Here is a 19,688-nt window from a genome sequence, read left to right as displayed (position 1 = left end):
CTATGCTTGAGCGGCCAGTTCGGCCTTAGCTTTCTTCAACATGGCGTCGAGATCCTCGGAGGCATCCGAAGGAACCTTGCGGACCTCGAACTTGACGCCCTTGGCCTTGAGGGCCTCGAGGGTCTTAACGTCGTCATCGCCCATAGCGACGGCGTTGGTGACGACGACCTTGCCCTTGGAGTGAGCCATGGAACCGATGTTGACTTCCTTGATGTCGACGCCGGCCTCGATGGCCTTGAGCGGATCCTGCGGGTTCTCGAAGAGCAGCATGGCCTTGGTGTCACCAAAACGCGTGTCCTTGACGACCTCGGCCATCTTCTTGATAGGCACGACGTTGGCATGGACTCCCGGAGGGGCAGCCTGCTCGATCATGGTCTTGCGGAGCTCGTCGTGAGCAACGCCGTCGGAAACCACGATGATGCGGTTGGGGTTGATCTGCTTGGTCCACGTGGTGGCCACCTGACCATGCAGCAGACGGGTGTCGATACGGACGTGGGCAATCTTGATGTGCCCGTCGCCGATGACCGTTCCCGGAGGGATGGCGCCTGCAGGAGCAGCGGCGGCCGCAGCCGGCTTTTTCTCCTCGGGCTCCAGAGACTCGGGCTTGACGCGCACGCCAGCCTTAGCCTCAGTCACGAGATGTTTTGCGATCGCATGTGCAGTGTTCTTTGCATCAAAGCGCTGCGAATATGCCTCGATGAGCATAGGCAGGTTGACACCGGTGACGATAGCCCAGGAATCATGGCCCTCGATGAGCCCGCTGATCTGGTTGAACGGCGTGCCGCCCCACAGATCAACGAGGAAGAGCACCTGCTCCTGGTCCTCGAAGGAAGCGATTGCTTCCTCGACCTTAGCACGGAAGTCGTCGGGGCCCATGCTCGGCTCGAGCGAGACCACGGCAACAGACGGCTGATCGCCAAAGACCATCGAGCCCGTCTGCTTGATTCCAGCTGCCAAGTCCCCGTGGCTAGCAAGAACAATACTTACCATCACATAACCTCCTTTTTTACTACGTATTTCCTACATGACATGAAGGAAGTATACCTGTTTGGTTTGTGGAATTATAGCTAAATTCGTAAAAGGTTGCATTATTTGTTTAAACGCCTAAGTTTGTTACAAATTGATTACGTTGCTGCTTTTTGACTCATTACACGCCAAGGCGTCACTCATCAAGCCATGTACTTTACAGATACAAGCAGGCTGTTCATTAATAACGATTTTTAGCAAGTGCGAATGTACTTGTACTACTGCTATTTTGTTTAAACAGACATGACTTGACTATTTTCGTGACTTATGTTCTAGCGCAAGTAGTCGTTGGTGACGTCCCCAACGACTAGGGGTTAGACGATGTGGAGGGGGTGAGCGGCATCGACGGCGTCGAGGACGTCGGAAGGGCCGTCGGGGGCAGCGTCTGCCGGTTCCTCGTCGGGGGTCTCGATCTGCTTGATCATGACCTCCTGGCCCTGCAGCAGGTATGTTTCGCCGCTACCGCAATGGGGGCAGGTCTTGCCGTGCTCGACCGTCGCGTAGTCGCGACCGCATGCCGCGCAATGCGTCACGGCCTCGACGGGCTCCACAATAAGCTCCGCGCCCAGCGTGATAGGCTTTTTATCTGCCGCCCAGCGCCAAGCGTCGAGCAGCAAGTCGGGAACGACGCCCGAGACCTCGCCCAGCAGCAGCGTGACGCTCGAAACGCGACGCACGCCATTGGCGCGCGCCACGTTCTCGACATCGCGAATGATGTGATAGACGATTCCGAGCTCGTGCACTTTTAATTCCTTCCGCCGTTCCCGTTATGGCTACTTACTTGCGACCAAATTTGATCTTGATAGCACGCTTAAGCGCATACTTGCCGAGGCTTGGGAGCTTTTGCTCGTATTTGACCATCGTGGAGCACTCGGGGCGGTCGCGATCCAGATGGATGGCGTCGAACGCGCACTTGGTGGTGCACAGGCCGCAGCCGATGCACTTGTTGGGATCGACGATCGAGGCACCGCAGCCCAGGCAGCGGGCGGTCTCGGCGCGCACCTGCTCCTCGGTAAAGGTCTCAACGTACTCGCTAAACGGCGCGGCCTTCTCGCGCTCGCGGTCCACGTGGGCAACCTCGCGGCTCGCGTTGTCGTAGCTCTCGATCACGACATCGTCGCGGTCGAGCGCGGTGTAGTGGCGCTGGTTGCGGCCGATGGTGAGCGTGGAGCCTGGCTGCACAAAGCGATGGATGGACACGGCGGCCTCGTGACCGGCGGCAATGGCGTCGATGGCAAAGCTCGGACCGGTGTAGACGTCGCCGCCTACAAAGATGTCGGGCTCGGCGGTCTGATAGGTCTGAGGATCGGCAAGGGCACCCTGGCCGCGGCCGAGCTCCACCTTGGAGCCAGCTAGCAAGTCGCCCCACACAATGGACTGGCCAATCGACATGACGACACGGTCGGCATCGACACGGCGCAGATCGTTCTCGTCGTACTCGGGCGCAAAACGGCCCTCGTCGTCAAAGACACGCGTGCAGCGCTTGAAGGTGATACCGCACACACGACCGGTCTCGTCCAGGTGAACCTCCTTGGGACCCCAGCCGCAGCTGATGTGGGCGCCGTCCTCAACGGCCTCGCGACGCTCCTCCTCGCTGGCGGGCATCTGGGCCTCGCTCTCCAGGCAGAACACCTCAACGTGCTCGGAGCCCAGACGGCAGGCGTTGCGCGCGACGTCGATAGCCACGTTGCCGCCGCCCACCACGATGGTGCGGCCGGGCAGCGCGTCGATCTTGCCACTGTTGACCTCGCGCAAAAAGTCGACGGCCACGGCCACGTCCTCGGCATCCTCACCCGGAATACCGGCGAGGCGGCCGCCCTGGCAGCCAATGGCAACGTAGAAGGCCTTAAAGCCCTGTGCGCGCAGCTCGTCGAGCGTCACGTCGCGACCGACTTCCACGCCATAGCGGAACTCGGCACCCATCAGGCGAATGATCTCGACCTCGGCCTCGATAACATCCTTCTGCAGCTTAAAGCTGGGAATGCCGTAGGTGAGCATGCCGCCCGGGCACTCATTCTTCTCGAACACGACAGGTTTGTAGCCCTTCTCGGCCAGGTAGAAAGCGCAGGACAGGCCGGCCGGACCGGCACCGATGATGGCGATCTTCTGGTCGAAGCCGCCGGCACGCGTCGGGGTCACCACGGGCGGGACGTAGCGGGTCGCGGCATCCAGATCGCGCTGGGCGATGAACTTCTTGACCTCGTCGATGGCCACGGCGGCGTCCACACGGCCGCGGGTGCAGGCATCCTCACAGCGGCGGTTGCACACACGGCCGCAGATAGCGGGCAGCGGGTTCTCGCGCTTGATGAGTGCTAGGGCCTCGTCATAGCGACCCTGAGCCGCGAGCTTCAAATAGCCCTGAACGGCAACGTGCGCGGGGCAGGCCGTCTTGCAGGGAGCGGTGCCGGACTCATGCGTCTCGATGCGGTTGTCGTTGCGGTAGTTGGGCGACCACTTGGTGTGATCCCATTTGGTGGCGTCGGGCAGCTCCTGGCGCGGATACTCGGACACCTGTCCGCCGGCCTTTTTGCTGCAGAGCTTCTGGCCGAGCTTGGCGGCGCCGGCCGGGCACACCTCAACGCAGCGACCGCAGGCAACGCACTTGTCCTTCTCGACCTTGGCGACATAGGCCGAGCGCGACAGGTTGGGCGTGTTGAACAGCTGAGAGGTGCGCAGGGCATAACACACGTTGACGTTGCAGTTGCAGATAGCGAAGATCTTGTTCTCGCCGTCGATATTGGTGATCTGGTGCACAAAGCCGTTGTCCTCGGCCTGGCGCAGGATGTCGTAAACCTCGTCGCGGGTCACGTAATGGCCACGATCGGTCTCAACCACGTAGTCGGCCATATCGCCCACGGCGATGCACCAGTCGGCGGGGTCATCGGCGCAGCCCTCGCCCATCACGCGACGGCTCGCGCGGCAGCTGCAGGTGCTGGCGGCATACTTACCCTCGTATTTGTCGAGCCAATGCTCGATATGCTCGATCGGCACCGAGGTGCTCGTGGCGTCGATGGCCTTCTCGACCGGAATGACGTGCATGCCGATGCCGGCGCCTCCGGGCGGCACCATCGGCGTGGCCTTGGACAGCGGCCCCTTGGACGCCTGCTCAAAAAACTTGGCATAGACCGGATGCTCTTCGAGCTGGCTCACGCGCATGTTGAGGAACTCGGCGGAACCCGGTACCAGCATGGGCAGCACCCACTGCTTGGCGCGCTCGGGATTTTCCCAGTTGTACTCGAGCAAGCCCGTGCAGCTCATGTCGTCGAGCATCTTCTCGATCTGGGCCTCGGGCATGCCGGTGAGCTTGACCATCTCGGGCAGCGTGTAGGGACGGCGCATCTTCATCTTGCAGAGTACCTCGGCCTGCTCGTCAGTCGCGGCCTCGGCAAACGACCAGTACTCGTAGCCCAGCAGCTCGTCGCGATGCAGCAGGCGGTTAGTGCAGTGCTCGCACAGTTTGACGATGGCCTCGCGCGGATGCTCCGGCAGCGGCGGCACAAACTCCGCACCGATATCGGGCTCGGTGTAGCTAATCCCCGGTCCGTTGAGAATCATAGTCGTCCCTTCTCTTGCCGCAGCCTGGCAGGCACGCAGCGCCCCTCTTTTTACGGGCTCGACATGCCCCCACACCGTTCACCCGTTATTGTTGACATTGTGTCAAAAACAGTATTGACGAACCGTCAACAATATTCAAGACTGTTAGGCGAACGGTCAGGCTCAAACGGATGAAAGGCGGCAAGCACATGAGCAGTAACGCAGCGAACACCTCTGTGGCCGACGCCGTCCCCGCGCCCGACAGCACGGCAAAGCGCTTGACGGGCGACGAACGCCGTCGCGAGATCCTCGATGCCGTGCGCACCGTGAGCTCCGAGCTGGGCGTGTCTCATCTTTCGGTGTCGGCCGTGACCAAGCGAGCCGGCTGCACGCGCTCGCTGTTCTACCACTACTTCGCCGATATGGACGCCGCCGTCACCGCCGTCATGGACGAAGCGATCGACGGTTTTATCGCCGAGCTCGAGCGGTGGAACGCCGGCCGCATCGTCGGTGATATCGAGGGCGCACTCGACACCGTCGCCCCGCTCTTTAAGCGTCTGGTCGTGAGCGGCCACGAGCTGCCGAGCACGCTCACCTCGAGCAGCGGTGCGCTCTACGGCGGCTTTTTGCACAACGTGGTCCAGCGCGTGGCGCAGTATATCTGCGACACCACCGTGGTGGATTTTGTCGCCCATCATGAGCTACGCATCGACCATGTCTACGAGACGTTCTACACCCTCATCATGGGGTTGTTGATGTATATCCGCACACACCCCGATGTGCCCGACGAGACGGTCAAGGAAATCATCGCCTCGACACTCCACATCGAGGGCTATACCGCCAAGTATCCGGAGCGCAAGCCCCAGAACTGACGACATTTGGCCAAACTGCCCGCGATCAGAAGAGGGGCCGCGGGCGTGTGAAAGGAGAGCAGCATGCTGTTCGACGTTTGGGGTAGCGATACCCTTATCCACTGGGCTGGCTGGGCCATGGTCTTTATTGGCCTGATCGTGCTCAACGAGGTCGGCCGCCGCACCAAGCTGGGCGCGGCCATCATCTTTGGCGTGGCTCCGCTGGCCATGACCATTTACTGCGTCGCTATCGCCGTGGGCGTTTCGCAGGGTGCCGAGTGGGCGCTCACCAACCCCACCCACGTGTACCAGAACAGCTGGTTCCACTACGCCAAGGTATACGCGGCGCTGGCCGGTTGCTGGGGCTTCATTGCCATTAAGTACCAGTGGGGCAAGATCGGCAAGGCGCATTGGTTCCGCGCGTGGCCGTTTGTGATCGTCGCCATCAACATCATGATCGCCGTCGTGTCCGACTTTGAGAGCGCCTATCACTTCTTTGTCCTGGGCCAGTCCACCTGGGTCACCTCCGAAGGTGCTACACAGCTGGCCGGCTGGAACAACGTGTTCAACGGCATCGCCGGTATCATCAATATCTTCTGCATGACCGGCTGGTGGAGCGTCTACGCCTCCGAGGATCAGACCGATATGCTGTGGCCCGACATGACCTGGGTCTACATCATCGCCTACGATATCTGGAACTTCTGCTACACCTACAACTGCCTGCCCACCCACTCCTGGTTCTGCGGCTTTGCGCTGCTGCTGGCGCCAACCGTCGCCGCCTTTATCTGGAACAAGGGCGGCTGGATCCAGAACCGCGCCTTTACGCTGGCAATTTGGTGCATGTTTGCCCAGGTGTTCCCATACTTCCAGGAGGAGTCCATCTTTGTGACCCACTCCACGCTCGACCCCGGCGCCGCCACCGCGGTCTCGATCGCCGCGCTGGTCGCCAACGTCGCCGCAATCATCTACATCGCCTACCGCGCCAAGAAGCTCGGCCGCAATCCCTACAAGCAGGATGTCTTTGAGGGCACCAGCGATTGGGAGAAGGCTACCGCTCGCCGCGCCAAGGTTGATTACGCACACGCCGAGTAACGCGCTCGCTGCCGTCCGCATTTGGATGTAGGCGCGTCTCTTTGGCTCCGTAATCTCGCGTTATGCGCAGCCCCCGGAAAGCAATTCGTTTGCTTTCCGGGGGCTTTTTGCTGTCGCGCGTGCATTCATGCACATATTCACAATGTATCGCGCAGATAAAATCGAATTTCCGACTGCACGCCAGCTCTATGTGACCTTAATTTTGGGTACATTGTTGTCCCGATATTGAGCTTGGGGGATATATGGAAAATGAGACGAGGGGCCAAGAGGACGCGGCCCAAGATGCAGCGGCGTGCGCCGAGGCCTTGGAGAGCCTAGACCGGTTTTCGCTGGACGAAGTTGCGTTTGACGAGACAATCGTCGACATGCAGGACGCGGCGGGCGATGGCATACCGGATACGGGCGACGACGTCGAGGATGCTCGCGATGAAGCCGATGTCGAAAAAGGCGATGACGAGGGCAATGGCCAACCGGAACCCAACGCGGGAGATGAGACCTCCCTGCTTGGCGACTTGCCCGTCGACGAATCGCTCACCCGCGAGCTCCCCGGCTTGGGCTCTGCGCCAGTCGTCGACGAGACCATCGCCATGGGAGATATTCCCCTGCCGTCCGCTCCCTCGGCACACGAAGCCGAGGTTCGTCATCGTAAGATGTCGCCCAAGCGCCGCAATCTGATGGTCGCCGGTGTCGTGGCCGTCGCGCTCGTCGCCGGCGGCGCGGGCTATGCGGCTTGGAACGGATACCAGCAAGAGCAGGCCGCCGTAGTTGCCGCAAACGCCCATACCATGATGTCGGTGCAAATTGGCGTACATGCCGCGGGACTCGACTGCTCCACCGGCTCAAAGATCCCCGTGCAGGTGAGTGGCCAGGACTCCGACGGCTCTTCTGTGAGCGAAACGCTCTACGTTGACGAGCACGGCCGCGGCATCAAACTGCTGCCCGGCGATTACACGCTCTCCATCGCTGCCTCCCCCATCGCGGCCGACGGCACCATCTATACCGTCCCGACCACCAAGACGCAGGTCACCGTTAAGAGCGATGGACAGGATTTAAGTGCCCAGGCTGCCTTTAAACTCAAGGTGCCTTCGGCCGACACGGTAACCGACGACCAGATCGATGCCGCCGCCAAATATGCCGAGGAGGGAGGCGCGAGCTCCGCCGCCACCGCCAAGGTGCTCCAGCAGGCGGCAACCGCGCGGCGCGACGCCGCCGTCAATGCCCTGAGCGCGCAAAAGGCACAGGCAGCCCGTGATGCCGACGCCCGTCACAAGGCAACCGACCTCTACCAGCTCGATATCCCCGTCGAATGGTACGGCAAGGTCGAGACTTGGCAAAATGGCAGCACGCTATGCATCTATCTTGCCGGCGACAGCGATACGCCGATTGTGACGCTCGTCGCGGTGCGCGAGGGCGAGAGCTTTACGCCCGATGAGGGCGATACGGTTTTGGGTGCGGCCAATCTAGGCAACGGTTATACCGTCTACGCCAGCGGCCCCGTCTATCCGTACGTGGTGCCCCAGACCATCAACGGGCGCACGCAGAACCCCGTGTCGACCTATCCCATGGACACAGCCATTGAGCTTGTCGAGCTTACGACCGGCAACCGCTACACCTACAGCCAGATCAAGAGCGTGCTGGTCGGCAAAGACGGCAAGGCCGACGCTGCCACCAAGCTCGAATGCGACTACATCGCCCAGATTCTGCTGCCGAGCATCAAGGCCCAGGACTAGCCGGGCGCATCATGGTACTCCCCAACCGTGATGAAGGGGCCAGGAGGTCCTGGCCCCACAGATCCGTAGATGATTAGGCAAGGAGCCACTTCCATGCGGGCACAGCGTGTACCACACCGTGTTCACATGGAATATCGGCCTGTTCATCCATAGTAACGATTACCGACTCGCCAAGATCAAACTGGGCCATCGAGGCATCGAGGGCTGCAATTTCGCGTTCGCGCGTTTTCTCGCTTGCCATATCCACACTCACCTGAGTCAGGCTATAAGCCTGCATGAGAAGTGCATCCCCAGCCACAAAGTCAACCTCATGGCTTTTATTCTTCTCCTTGACCAGTAGGCGGCAGACCGAACCGACCCGCACCGCAGGAGTCCTTCTTCTGAGCGCATTGAACACCGCAGTCTCGAGCCTCTGGCCCTGGTCCAATGCCGATGCGGGAGAGAATGCTCCAAACATCGCAGGATCGACAGCGTAGACTTTAGACGCAGACCGCGTATTATTTGCAAGTGAACGCGTAAACTCCGGCACAGAAAACAGCAGGTAGGCGTCCTCGTAATACTCAAGTAAGTCGCTGAGCGAATTACGACTGACGGGTATCTGCCTGCTCTTGAACTCGTTGTACACCTTGTTCACCGACAGCTCTCGTCCCGAAGATGCCATACACCGCGTCAGAAACAGTGAGGCCAAACGAGGGCTCTTGACGTCGTAACGCTCCACAACGTCCATAGCGACCGTTCGCGACGCATATTCCTGTAGCAGCTGAATCGCGTCTGCGGGCGTCTGCTCAAGTGTCGCGATGAATCCCCCTCGCTCGAGATATCCGACCAGATGGTGTCGGAGCAACGCTGCAGCGCTTGAGGAGAAGGGCGCGTTCGACTCAGGAACGCTCCCCGTCTTATATCGGACGTATTCCGAAAAACTCAACGGAAAAAGCTCTCGCACAAGAGAACGGCCCCTGAACTCGCTCTTAAGTTCTGAGGACAGCATCTTAGAAGAAGATCCCGTCACGTAAACGGTCGCCTTCTCCGTATCGACCACGCGTCGCAGAAACGCACCCCATTCGGGTATTTCCTGGATCTCGTCAAAGAAAAGGTAGGCGCCCTCGCCTCGAGCAGCAGGATATAGTGCATAGAATGTATCGAGCACGTCCGCTAGTAGCGATGGCTCATACGGACGCAAGCGCTCATCCTCAAAATTGAAATATAGCATCCGGTCAAGCTCGACGCCTTGGCCCTGAAGCCGCCGTATCTCCTGATACAGGCGATACGTCTTTCCACAACGACGGGCGCCCACAATCACATATACGATGTTGTCGCGCTTTGGCTCCTGCGGGTTGCCCAGATCAAGGTCGCGCTCAAAGACCTGCGGAATCCCCTGTTGCTCAAAGTCCTTTATTTTTTGAGCCACCAAGTCGTTGAATGCCATAATTCTCCAATCTTGCTCTCCTGCTAATCAAGATTATAACGATTCTTGATTAGCAGGAGAGCAAGATTATGCGTATCTTGATTAATGGATAAGCAAGTTTTCTATTAGTGGCCCCTCCCGGAGGATATCGAGCGGCCGAGGGGGCAGGCATGAACGCCTCTAGCCGAAAACAAAGTAGCTAAAAAAGCCCCGTCCCAAATCAGCTACTTAACGCCAGGGGTCGGCTTCGAAGAGGGGCTCGCGCTCGGGGCGACGATCGCTATAAGGATCGTAGCCGTCGTCATCCTCGTTCTCGGCACGAATGTAGGGATCGGTGGGCTTTTTCGTCTCCCTCTTCTCGCGCAGGGGCTGCTTGCACTCGTCCTTGCTATCCATGGCATGCACCTTTCCGTGTGGCTTGAATTCCATTCTTACACTATGACTGATTACGGCCATCGTAATGCATGGATACCGCGGGATGCGGTATCCAGAGCGCACACGTGCTTACGAATCGTCTACGCGTATCGGCGCAGACAGTGTATACATTGCTTTAAACCCAACGCAAGCCCGCCCGAGCGCACCTTAGGCACACTCGGGCGGGTAAACATCGTCTTGAAACTTGCAGCAACTAGCAAATCCCCGTCAGGCCAAGCACCAGGCCAATGACCATGGTGCCGATAATGATCCAGTTCACGTTGGTGTTCTTCTTGAGCAGCTTGAAACAACCCAGGGTGTACAGCAGCGGAATCAGGCCGATGAAGATCGTATCGAGATACGTCTGGATCATGACCGGATCGCCCTCGGGCATCGGAATTGAGATCGCGCAGTTGAACTTAACGAACGAGGCAGCCATGGCGCCGATCATCAGCAGGCCGAGCGTGCTTGAGAGTTTGGTTACAATACCCATCAAGCCGCTCTCGTAGATCTTGGTGATGAAGCTCGAACCGACGCGATACCCAAGAACCGTCAGCACCCAACGCGTAATCCACGACGGAATGTTGTAAATGAGCAGAAACGCGATCGGACCCAGAAGCGATCCGTTCTGAGAGCACAGCGCCATACCGACCGAGGCCGCGATAACACGGATAACGCCCCAGAAGATTGCATCGCCGATGCCCGACATGGGACCCATGAGCGAAGCTTTGACCGAGTCGATCGAATGCGTATCGAAATCAGGCTCGGCCGCGTTCTCCTTCTCCATCGAGGCAACAAGGCCCATGCAGAACGTACCGACATTTGACGTGATGTTATACCAGGTCGAATGGCGTACCAGGGCATCGCGACGCTGTTCTTTATCCGGGTAGAAACGCTCGATGGCAGGCCAGATGGACCACATGAAGCCTGAAGCGCCTCCGCGAGCGCCGCCGCCGTAATGGGCAAAGACGTTGAACGAGTGGAAGAAGATGCCGCGCAGCATCTTACGGTCTTCAGCGGAAAGATCCTTAGTGGAGATGCTGATCTTCTCGCTTGCGGTATCGGTGGTACTCATGCGAAGAAATCCTCCTCTTCGAGCTCGGCGACGGACTGGGCACCAGCTGCGACGCCCGATTCGCGCAAGGCCTTAATCTGGTTGCGCAGGTCGAGATTTTCAAGGTCACGCAGGGCCGTAACGACCAAGATCACTGCACCGACGGCGGCAATTGCGACCATGGGCATGTTGAGATATTGGAAGAGCACGAAGCCGAGCAGGAAATAAATTGCAATCTTGTTATCCCAGAGCATGCGCAGAAGTAGCGCCATGCCCACGGCGGGAAGCAGGCCGGATGCAGCATTGAACCCGTTCAGGACCGCCTGCGGCACCATATTCATAAGCTGCGATGCCGGCTCGGCACCGACCCACACCGCCAAAAACGTCGGGATGGCGAATAGACCGTTCATGACTACGGCGCCGCCAAAATGGCAGATGAAGAGCTTCTTACTGTCACCCGAGTTCGCGGCCCAATCAATAACAGGAGCCCAGAAAGACATGAGCACGTTGAGAACGAGCGAGTAGATGATGTTCGCAAAAATAGCCGCAGCCACCGCGAGCGGAATCGCTACGCCCTGCTCCATGCCAGACACGACCACGAAGCACACAGCGAGCACCGTTCCTGCCACCGTATCAGCCGAAGTCGCACCGCCCACGTTGACGCTTCCGATGAAAATAGCCTGGAGCGCAGCACCGATGATAATGCCTGCGGTAACATCGCCAAAGATAATGCCCGCCACAAGACCCACGCCCAGGGGCTGGTCAATCATGGGCTGTCCAAACGTCCATTGGACGAAATAGCAGATAAAAGCTGCCAAATATGCCAAGAGCGCAGTCGTCAGCATATCAATCCCTCCTTAGAGCTTTGCCAGCAGGTCGGAAACCTTGACCTTACCGTCTGTAACGCCGACCTGATGAAACACCGGCAGATCTTGCTCACACAGCTCGCGCGCTGCAGCCACCTCGTCTGGATTGAGCGTTACACCCGTTGTCAGCAGCACCTTGGCTGCATCGTCGCTTCGATCGAAGCGGCCGACATTCGCAACGTTCACGCTGCCGATCCTACCGGGAGCCCCTTTCACTAGTTTGAGTGCATCGGCGATGTTCCCAGTAAGGGCGAAGATGCGCATCTCGCCCGCACGCGGATCGTTAGCAATCTTGATAGCGTCGTCTATTGTACGGATGAGAAGCTTCTGCCCACTCGGGCAAGCCATCTTGAGCGTCGACGACTGGGTTTCATTTTGGGCCGCAGCGTCATTCGCGACTAAAATACCCTTGGTGCTCAGCTCCTTTCCCCACATGAGCGTGACCTGTCCGTGAACCAGGCGGTCATCCACTCGCAGCTGAACGATCATTTCGTTCTCCTTTCGTCTTCGCTCCGCCCGCCAAAGCGGACCACTTCCTATCCAAAGAAATCGTCATCGGTATCTGTCGCCCCGCCTGCCCGCAGGACCACACGCCGCATGGAGGTCGATGCCTGCGCGATTACGCTGTCGATATACTCGGGCGTGAACGCCTCGCCCGTAATCAGGCATTCGAGAATTAACGCGATGTTGAAACCGGTCACATGTACGATGCCGTGCTTTTCCGGCTGCATGGCCGTAACCATGTTGCAGACGCTCCCGCCCAAAAGATCGGTAACGATCAACGCATCGTCCTCTGGCCTCACGCCATCGATAAACTCTGCGATCTGCTCATTGGGATCCGATTCGTCCACATAGCAATCAACGACGGTTATGGCGCTATCATCATGAAGCAGCACCTCAGCCACACTTTTGACGCCACTTGCTAGGCGTCCGTGGGTTGCAACTAAAATTTTCTTCATAGCACACCCCTTAAGCCAAAGGAGCCGCGCCATTGGCGAATACTCGCACGACATGCTCGAATGTGCTGCGCAGGCTCTCGAACGCGACTGCCGTCATATCGTGCCAATAGATCGGAGCATCCGGATGTCCCTCAGTCTTTTCATCAACCATGGCGCGCACGGCATCGCCGGCATATTTAACGCCATACGTGTAGTAGTTAATCTTGCGGATGCCGGCATTGATGGCACGAGCGTAATCCTCGTCGGAAACACCGGAGCCACCGTGCATGACAAGTGGCACGTTCACACAGCTGCGAATGTCGGTCAGAACGTCAATGTTCAAATGGGGCTCGCCCTTATACAGGCCGTGCACCGTTCCGAACGAGCAGGCCAGGATATCGAGCCCCGTGGACTCAACGAAGTCACGCGCCTGGTCAGGATCGGTATAGATGGCGCCCGCCTCTTCCGCCGTGGACCCAGCATCAGGATCGCCACCCTCACGCGACCCCATAGAACCAAGTTCGCACTCAAGGCCTGCACCAAAGTCGGCGCACATCTGGGCAGCGTACTGGGAAAGCTCAACATTACGTTCGTAGGAAAGTGCAGAACCGTCGAACATGACGCCCGTGAAACCGAGCTCCAACGCACGACGAGCATAGGATAGATTCTCACAATGATCCAGATTCAGGCAGATATGCGCACTCGAGCGCTCAGCCAGTGCTGTAACCAGCGGAGCCACCACGTCAATCGGCACCAGCGACTCGTGAACCTCGGCATGCTGGATGATAATCGGATAACCTGTTTCCTCCGCCACGTCCACAGCGGCGCGGACGGCCTCAAGACTCGCGGAATTTACTGCAGCGACCGCCATATTGTTCTGTTCGGCGATGTTGCAGATATCTCTCATACTGACGAGCATCTGTTCTCCTTTCCTCAGGCAGACCATCGCTGTTTGGCTTTCTCCAAACGCAACATTTTGCGAGTTCATTATATTGCGTTTTGTTTTGCTTTGTTTCGGAATTGACGTCTGCTACCGCGAACGGTCGAAAACCTGCCCCGAACGTTCGATATGTTTTGTTTAGAGTTGTTTTATTTCATTTCAGGAATTGTTGTTCTGGTAAAACTGAAGGTAACAAGCCTTGTCCCACAACAAGCCCTGGGAGTTCTTATGAGTGAACCGCGTCCCTATTACCTGGAAGAACGGCAGGAAGAAATACTCGACTTACTCAATGCGAACAGCACTGTTCGCATTGTTGACCTCAGCGAGCGCTTCGGTGTTTCGGAAGCGACCATTCGAAAGGATATGCGGGCTCTCGAAGGCAGAGGACTTCTCAGGCGAACCCATGGCGGCGCGATCTTACCGAACCCCAATTCTCGCGAACTTTCGTTTGAAGACGCTTCTTCGACGGCCCAAGACGAAAAACGCCGCATCGGTTACGCTGCGGCGAAAATGGTGCGCGACGGCGACACGTTCTTTCTTCAATCGGGAACAACAACGGGCTGCATGCTACGCGCTCTCAAGGGCCGCAAGAATCTCACGGTTCTCACGAACGACCTATCTCACGCGATACTTGCCGAAGAATTGCTGGTGGACAGCGAGGTCATTCTCCTGGGCGGACAACTGAGATTTGGCTATCACTACACACAGGGCAACGAGACTATCCGGCTGCTTAACGAGTACTTTGTTCCCACTGCTTTCATGGGAACCAATACCTTCTCGTTTTCAAAAGGATTTATGGCGCATCGATTGGAGCAGGCGAACATGGTGAGCGCCATCGCGAACGCTGCCGACCGACGCATAACCCTCATGGACTCATCGAAAATCGGCGTCATCGGCTTGGTTCACGCCCTTGACCTCAATGAGATTAACTGCCTGATCACCGACACCGGTGTCGATGCGGACACGAGGCAGCGACTTGCCGAGCTTGCCCCCAACTTGGAGATCATCTACGCCTAGACTGCCCGGCACATTCGACGCAGCATGAAAAAGGGGCGACGGGTAAATCCCGCCGCCCCTTTGCTTGAGCTCAGCTATTCCTCGGGCGCCTCGTATATCGGCGTCGGCGTGTTGTCGCACACGACGGTAAAACCGCCGTCCTTGTCGACATCGACCGTCACCTGATCGCCCTCGCGCACCGTACCGTCGATGATAGCGGCGGCAATGGCATCCACGACCTCGCGCTGCACGAGACGCTTGAGCGGACGGGCACCAAAGACCGGGTCCAGGCCGCCCACGGCGAGCATCTGCTTGGCCGCCGGGGTGATGGCCAGCGTCATGCGCTCCTTGGCCAGACGCGCGCGGACGTCGGCGAGCTGGATGTCGACGATCTTCTCGATCTGCGCCATGCCGAGCGGATGGAACACCACGATATCGTCGATACGGTTGAGGAACTCGGGGCGGAAGGTTTGAGCCATGGCCCCGTCAACCTGATGGCGCATCTCCTCCTCGTCCTTGCCGGACAGATCGGCGATAGCCTTGGAGCCCACGTTGGACGTCATGATGATAATCGTGTTCTTGAAGGACACTTGGCGACCCTGACCGTCGGTCAAACGGCCGTCGTCGAGCACCTGCAGCAGCACGTTAAAGACATCCGGATGAGCCTTCTCCATCTCGTCGAGCAAGATCACGGAGTAGGGACGACGGCGCACGGCCTCGGTGAGCTGGCCGCCCTCGTCATAGCCCACGTATCCCGGGGGCGCACCGATCAGACGCTGGACGCTGAACTTCTCCATATACTCGGACATGTCGATACGCACGAGCGCGCGCTCGTCATCGAACAGGCACTCGGCCAGCGCCTTGGCGAGCTCGGTCTTGCCTACGCCGGTGGGGCCCAGGAAGAAGAAGCTGCCGATGGGCTTGTCTGGGTCGGAGAGACCCGCACGGCTGCGACGCACGGCCGCGGCTACAGCGGAGACGGCCTCGTCCTGACCGATAACGCGCTTATGCAGCTCGCCCTCCAAGCCCTTCAACTTGTCGAGCTCGCCCTGCATCATCTTGGACACGGGCACACCGGTCCAGGCGCTCACGACCTCGGCGATCTCGTCGGAGGTCACCTGTTCGTTGAGGCCCTCGCCGTCCTGCTGCTTTTGCGCCTCGAGCGCAGCCTCGGAATCCTGAATCTGCTGCTGCAGACCCGGGATCACAGAATAGCGAAGCTCGGACGCACGGCCCAGATCGCCGTTGCGCGTCGCGCGCTCCTCTTCGCTCTTGGCCGCGTCAAGCTGGCCCTTAAGCTCCTGCACGTGGTCGATGGCGTTCTTTTGGTTGAGCCAGCCGGCCTTTTGCACGTTGAGCTTTTCCTGGACTTCGGCAATCTCTTGGCGCAGAGCCTCCAAACGCTCCTTAGAGGCGTCGTCGGTCTCTTTCATGAGCGCCTGTTCCTCGATCTGCAGCTGGGTGAGCTGACGCGTGGTGGCGTCGATCTCGACCGGCATGCTGTCGAGTTCCATGCGCAGGCGGCTCGCGGCCTCATCGACCAGGTCGATAGCCTTGTCGGGCAGGAAGCGGTCGGCGATGTAGCGGTCGGAGAGGTCGGCGGCAGCCACGAGCGCGCTATCGGTGATGTGTACGCCGTGGAAGATCTCGTACTTCTCCTTCAGGCCACGCAGGATTGAAATGGTGTCCTCGACGGTAGGCTCGCTGACCATCACGGTCTGGAAACGACGGGCGAGCGCCGCGTCCTTCTCGATGTACTTGCGGTACTCGTCGAGCGTGGTCGCGCCGATCGCGTGCAGGTCGCCACGAGCGAGCGCCGGTTTGAGGATGTTGCCGGCGTCCATGGAGCCCTCGGTGGCACCCGCGCCCACGATGGTATGGAGCTCATCGATGAACAGGATGACCTTGCCTTCGGATTTTTGCACTTCCTTGAGCACGGCCTTCAAGCGGTCCTCGAACTCGCCGCGGTACTTGGCGCCGGCGACCAGCGCGCTCATGTCGAGCTCGATGAGGTCGCGGTCGCGCAGGGTGCTCGGTACGTCGCCGGCCACGATTCGCTGAGCAATGCCCTCGACGATGGCCGTCTTGCCGACGCCCGGCTCGCCGATAAGCACGGGGTTGTTCTTGGTGCGGCGGGACAGAACCTGAATAGTACGACGGATCTCGTCGGTACGGCCGATGACCGGGTCGAGCTTGCCGGCGCGAGCCAGATCGCAGATGTTGCGACCGTACTGCTCCAACGCCTCAAACTGCGTCTTGTCCTCGGCAGACGTCACGCGGTCATCGCCGCGCAGTTCCTCGTAGACTTGCTCGATGCGCTCCTTGGTCACGCCGGCGTCACGCAGCACGCGACCCGCCTCACCCTTGTCCTCGGCAAGTGCCATCAGCAGATGCTCGGTCACCACAAAGCTGTCGCCCATCTTGGTGGCCTTTTTCTCGGCCTTCTCGATCACGCGAACGAGCACGTTGGACAGGCCCATCTGCTGACCCTCGCCCGACACCTTGGGCGCATGGTCGATGGCATCTTGTGTGGAGCGTGCGAGCTGAGCCGGGTCGGCACCGATGCGCTCGATGATCACGGAGATATTGCGCTCGCCGGCACCGAGCAGGGCAGACAGCAGGTGGATCGGCTCCACCGCGCCGGCCTGTGCATCGGCAGCCGTGCTCATGGCGGTCTGCAGCGCCTCGCGCGACGTCATTGCTAGCTTATCGATTCTCATGGAATCACCTCTCTTGGGGCGGCCGCCCTACGGGGCGGCTTCACGTTGTTCGAGAAGTATTGTTGCCAGCTTTACGCGATCTTATACACAAATCTAAGTCTCTATATATAAGATTTTCTGAGTGAATTACGGATAGGGTACTGAGATGTCAGCCCGCCGCTGCCCAGGCGCGCTACCGTCTCGATCTGTAACATCTAGCAGCCATTTTTGATCCTAGATGTTACAGATCGAGACAGACCGAAAACCACCACAAAGAGGACAGGCACCTTTGTGGTGGTCGCGGTCTCTACTCCTTCGCCGAACCCGTACTTCCCGATTCGACGGTCCAGGGCATCTCATCCTCGAACAGCCATGTACGGGCAGACCCACTATCGCGTGCAGTCTGCGGGTCAGGCAAGCAGGTCTGTTTATAGGCATCTTGGATACACTGACCCATAAAATCGTTGAGCTCGCTCTGGTCGCCCTCCATGACATAGGCGACATCGCCGTCCATGATGTAGATGCCCGGACCCTCATTGCCCTCGTAGCCCGGATCGTACGAGACATCACATAACTTTGCGCCGTTTGCAGTGTCCAGCTCGATGGACGAGTGGCATCCGCCAACCATGTCGTTCGCTTTTGCCCGATAGGACGCATATCCGTACCAACGCTTAAATGTTTTGCCCTTGAGTAGCTCGGACGCCCTATCGATCAGGCTTGTATCCGTGGTATAGCGCATGGCCCCAAGCTGAATACGCGGATAATTACTAATACCCAGCACAGCCGGCTGCTCATCAAAATCAACGGTAATGGTCTCGGGCTTGTCGTCGCCGGTCAGAAGTTCGACAGATTGAGTCACAGGCTTGACCACCGGCTCCGTCACCGCAGCAGGTAGAAATGCCATACCGACAGCGCCCGCGCCAACCACAGCGATCGCAAGCGCCAAGACAATCAATCCAATACGGGCAGAACGGCTCACGGCAAAACACCCCACAATGCAAACCTTCGCCACCTGCACTAATGATACCGCCAGCTAACACTATTACCAAAAGAAGCCGCGCGCTCCTCACCACCACAAAGGGGACAGGCACCTTTGTGGTGGTTTTCGACGCTAACGGTCGACCATCTCGCGCAATGAGATTAAACTTGAATTGCTCTCTGAACATATCCATTTCTGCCTATCCTCAACAGATCTTTGTCTCGAGGAGCGCATATGAAGCCGCCTCATTCCACCGGTCGCAACGTCATCGCCATTCTCGCCATACCCATCGTGATGCTCTTCCTTATCGTCATCACGCCCTTTTCCCTTGGTATCACCTCGCCCTTCGATTTATGCGGAATGGTCGACGCCAGCTCGCGTGCCACCTCGCTCTCCTTTATCTGTCGCGGCGTGTTTTACGAAGATGGAATTCCCACCGGAAGTTGGCAGTCAAAGTTGCCACTGCTCGGTCAGATCGACGGATGCTCCCCCTATTTCTGCCTTGGACCTCAGACGCTAAACTATCTAATCGACGACCAGCCACTCGACTTCATCACCCTCGCCTACGACTACGCACCAAACACCGATGAGCGCCACATGAACCAAGTCCTCGACAAGATGCTTGGACAGTGCGGGCTCACCGAGGAGGCCGGTCGAACCATCTATAGCAACCAGAAATTAAAGCGAACAGAACTCCGCCGTGTCGGAAAAATCAAAGGGCGAAACGGGGCCGCCTACTGGGATGCCTGGGCAACACGCGACAAGGGCGAATTCGGACACAGCACCTATATGGTCACTGTCTACACCAAAGACGGAATTAAGGACAATGTTGACGATTTCGCGTCATCCAAACTCGGCATCCCCAAAACAACCAAACCCGCCAGCCCAGATGAAATTCTGTAGAGCCGCCCATTAACATGCCGCTCAACGATCACAACAGCATCGAGCTCGTCCCCACCACCACAAAGGTGCCTGCCCCCTTTGTGGTGGTTTTCAACAAAAAGAAGCCGCCCCGATAACAGAGGCGGCATCAAGCAAGTCTATTTATTAGCGTCCCTCAAGACCCAACGAGAACGCAGAAATGTAGCCCGGGGCTTACCCTTTCCCGAACGCGGCCCTCGTGAAGCGCGTGAGCGGGCGGGAAAGGGTAAGCCCCGGGCGGAC

At 58.6% G+C, this 19,688-nt stretch carries 17 protein-coding genes; 5 read left to right on the top strand and 12 right to left on the bottom strand.

All coding sequences use genetic code 11. The features are described from left to right. The 3 genes from ACGHIZ_RS00995 to ACGHIZ_RS00985 form a co-directional block, all read right to left on the bottom strand. Nucleotides 1–990, bottom strand: a complete 990-nt coding sequence (locus tag ACGHIZ_RS00995) for a PTS sugar transporter subunit IIB (protein ID WP_390448479.1) — start codon at nt 988–990, stop codon at nt 1–3. 350 nt (nt 991–1,340) lie between these two features. Next, a complete protein-coding gene (locus tag ACGHIZ_RS00990; RefSeq protein WP_390448476.1) occupies nt 1,341–1,769 on the bottom strand; it encodes a hydrogenase maturation nickel metallochaperone HypA in 429 nt (142 codons plus the stop codon). Between the two features lie 34 nt (nt 1,770–1,803). Next, on the bottom strand, nt 1,804–4,581 hold the full coding sequence (locus tag ACGHIZ_RS00985; RefSeq protein ID WP_390448473.1) for an FAD-dependent oxidoreductase: 2,778 nt from the start codon (nt 4,579–4,581) through the stop codon (nt 1,804–1,806). A 188-nt stretch (nt 4,582–4,769) separates the two neighbouring features. On the opposite strand from ACGHIZ_RS00985, the gene ACGHIZ_RS00980 reads away from it, so the two are divergent. The 3 genes from ACGHIZ_RS00980 to ACGHIZ_RS00970 all read left to right on the top strand — a co-directional run bounded on the left by ACGHIZ_RS00980 (nt 4,770) and on the right by ACGHIZ_RS00970 (nt 8,233). Then, nucleotides 4,770–5,432 carry a TetR/AcrR family transcriptional regulator gene (locus tag ACGHIZ_RS00980; RefSeq protein WP_390448470.1) on the top strand — a complete coding sequence of 221 codons (663 nt, stop codon included), beginning with the start codon at nt 4,770–4,772 and terminating at the stop codon, nt 5,430–5,432. A gap of 63 nt (nt 5,433–5,495) precedes the next feature. Next, the gene (locus tag ACGHIZ_RS00975) at nt 5,496–6,503 is read left to right on the top strand and encodes a DUF5692 family protein (RefSeq protein ID WP_195246710.1); all 1,008 of its coding nucleotides are present in this window, start codon (nt 5,496–5,498) and stop codon (nt 6,501–6,503) included. 242 nt (nt 6,504–6,745) lie between these two features. Continuing rightward, nucleotides 6,746–8,233 (top strand): hypothetical protein, encoded by a 1,488-nt coding sequence (locus ACGHIZ_RS00970; RefSeq protein WP_390448467.1) that lies wholly within the window; start codon nt 6,746–6,748, stop codon nt 8,231–8,233. Between the two features lie 73 nt (nt 8,234–8,306). Here the strand turns inward: ACGHIZ_RS00970 and ACGHIZ_RS00965 are convergent, their stop codons facing one another. The 7 genes from ACGHIZ_RS00965 to ACGHIZ_RS00935 form a co-directional block, all read right to left on the bottom strand. Continuing rightward, nucleotides 8,307–9,659: an ATP-binding protein gene (locus ACGHIZ_RS00965; protein ID WP_117655936.1), complete on the bottom strand. Its 1,353-nt coding sequence runs from the start codon at nt 9,657–9,659 to the stop codon at nt 8,307–8,309. Between the two features lie 207 nt (nt 9,660–9,866). Then, on the bottom strand, nt 9,867–10,034 hold the full coding sequence (locus tag ACGHIZ_RS00960) for a hypothetical protein (RefSeq protein WP_164473271.1): 168 nt from the start codon (nt 10,032–10,034) through the stop codon (nt 9,867–9,869). A gap of 232 nt (nt 10,035–10,266) precedes the next feature. Further along, nucleotides 10,267–11,127, bottom strand: coding sequence for a PTS system mannose/fructose/sorbose family transporter subunit IID (locus tag ACGHIZ_RS00955; protein WP_390448463.1), 861 nt, complete (start codon nt 11,125–11,127; stop codon nt 10,267–10,269). After that, entirely contained in the window at nt 11,124–11,951 is an 828-nt protein-coding gene (locus ACGHIZ_RS00950) for a PTS sugar transporter subunit IIC (protein ID WP_118345060.1), read from the bottom strand. The genes ACGHIZ_RS00955 and ACGHIZ_RS00950 overlap by 4 nt, the downstream gene beginning before the upstream one ends. Before the next feature lie 12 nt (nt 11,952–11,963). Continuing rightward, nucleotides 11,964–12,461: a PTS sugar transporter subunit IIB gene (locus ACGHIZ_RS00945; protein WP_117839966.1), complete on the bottom strand. Its 498-nt coding sequence runs from the start codon at nt 12,459–12,461 to the stop codon at nt 11,964–11,966. Nucleotides 12,462–12,508: 47 nt separating this feature from the next. Beyond that, the gene (locus ACGHIZ_RS00940; protein ID WP_158558613.1) at nt 12,509–12,931 is read right to left on the bottom strand and encodes a PTS sugar transporter subunit IIA; all 423 of its coding nucleotides are present in this window, start codon (nt 12,929–12,931) and stop codon (nt 12,509–12,511) included. Between the two features lie 10 nt (nt 12,932–12,941). Next, nucleotides 12,942–13,829 carry a class II fructose-bisphosphate aldolase gene (locus ACGHIZ_RS00935; protein WP_117839964.1) on the bottom strand — a complete coding sequence of 296 codons (888 nt, stop codon included), beginning with the start codon at nt 13,827–13,829 and terminating at the stop codon, nt 12,942–12,944. A 249-nt stretch (nt 13,830–14,078) separates the two neighbouring features. On the opposite strand from ACGHIZ_RS00935, the gene ACGHIZ_RS00930 reads away from it, so the two are divergent. Next, nucleotides 14,079–14,867, top strand: coding sequence for a DeoR/GlpR family DNA-binding transcription regulator (locus tag ACGHIZ_RS00930; RefSeq protein ID WP_158558612.1), 789 nt, complete (start codon nt 14,079–14,081; stop codon nt 14,865–14,867). 74 nt (nt 14,868–14,941) lie between these two features. Here ACGHIZ_RS00930 and clpB read toward each other — a convergent pair whose 3' ends face one another. Both clpB and ACGHIZ_RS00920 read right to left on the bottom strand, forming a co-directional pair. Beyond that, the gene (gene clpB, locus ACGHIZ_RS00925) at nt 14,942–17,566 is read right to left on the bottom strand and encodes an ATP-dependent chaperone ClpB (RefSeq protein ID WP_390448458.1); all 2,625 of its coding nucleotides are present in this window, start codon (nt 17,564–17,566) and stop codon (nt 14,942–14,944) included. Between the two features lie 286 nt (nt 17,567–17,852). Continuing rightward, nucleotides 17,853–18,524: a hypothetical protein gene (locus ACGHIZ_RS00920; protein WP_124785760.1), complete on the bottom strand. Its 672-nt coding sequence runs from the start codon at nt 18,522–18,524 to the stop codon at nt 17,853–17,855. A 234-nt stretch (nt 18,525–18,758) separates the two neighbouring features. On the opposite strand from ACGHIZ_RS00920, the gene ACGHIZ_RS00915 reads away from it, so the two are divergent. Beyond that, nucleotides 18,759–19,427, top strand: coding sequence for a hypothetical protein (locus ACGHIZ_RS00915; RefSeq protein ID WP_117839960.1), 669 nt, complete (start codon nt 18,759–18,761; stop codon nt 19,425–19,427). The last annotated feature ends 261 nt before the right edge of the window (nt 19,428–19,688 follow it).

This window comes from Collinsella sp. i05-0019-G5 (genome assembly GCF_042851345.1).
Taxonomy (GTDB): Bacteria; Actinomycetota; Coriobacteriia; order Coriobacteriales; family Coriobacteriaceae; genus Collinsella.
This window is presented reverse-complemented; position numbering and strand designations above follow the sequence as displayed.

Coding starts and splice junctions, on each gene's coding strand:
- ACGHIZ_RS00950 (WP_118345060.1), bottom strand. CDS start 11,951: ATGCTGACGACTGCGCTCTTGGCATATTTGGCAGCTTTTATCTGCTAT.
- ACGHIZ_RS00955 (WP_390448463.1), bottom strand. CDS start 11,127: ATGAGTACCACCGATACCGCAAGCGAGAAGATCAGCATCTCCACTAAG.
- ACGHIZ_RS00940 (WP_158558613.1), bottom strand. CDS start 12,931: ATGAAGAAAATTTTAGTTGCAACCCACGGACGCCTAGCAAGTGGCGTC.
- ACGHIZ_RS00995 (WP_390448479.1), bottom strand. CDS start 990: ATGGTAAGTATTGTTCTTGCTAGCCACGGGGACTTGGCAGCTGGAATC.
- ACGHIZ_RS00960 (WP_164473271.1), bottom strand. CDS start 10,034: ATGGATAGCAAGGACGAGTGCAAGCAGCCCCTGCGCGAGAAGAGGGAG.
- ACGHIZ_RS00945 (WP_117839966.1), bottom strand. CDS start 12,461: ATGATCGTTCAGCTGCGAGTGGATGACCGCCTGGTTCACGGACAGGTC.
- ACGHIZ_RS00985 (WP_390448473.1), bottom strand. CDS start 4,581: ATGATTCTCAACGGACCGGGGATTAGCTACACCGAGCCCGATATCGGT.
- ACGHIZ_RS00975 (WP_195246710.1), top strand. CDS start 5,496: ATGCTGTTCGACGTTTGGGGTAGCGATACCCTTATCCACTGGGCTGGC.
- ACGHIZ_RS00930 (WP_158558612.1), top strand. CDS start 14,079: ATGAGTGAACCGCGTCCCTATTACCTGGAAGAACGGCAGGAAGAAATA.
- ACGHIZ_RS00965 (WP_117655936.1), bottom strand. CDS start 9,659: ATGGCATTCAACGACTTGGTGGCTCAAAAAATAAAGGACTTTGAGCAA.
- ACGHIZ_RS00915 (WP_117839960.1), top strand. CDS start 18,759: ATGAAGCCGCCTCATTCCACCGGTCGCAACGTCATCGCCATTCTCGCC.
- ACGHIZ_RS00935 (WP_117839964.1), bottom strand. CDS start 13,829: ATGCTCGTCAGTATGAGAGATATCTGCAACATCGCCGAACAGAACAAT.
- ACGHIZ_RS00970 (WP_390448467.1), top strand. CDS start 6,746: ATGGAAAATGAGACGAGGGGCCAAGAGGACGCGGCCCAAGATGCAGCG.
- clpB (WP_390448458.1), bottom strand. CDS start 17,566: ATGAGAATCGATAAGCTAGCAATGACGTCGCGCGAGGCGCTGCAGACC.
- ACGHIZ_RS00980 (WP_390448470.1), top strand. CDS start 4,770: ATGAGCAGTAACGCAGCGAACACCTCTGTGGCCGACGCCGTCCCCGCG.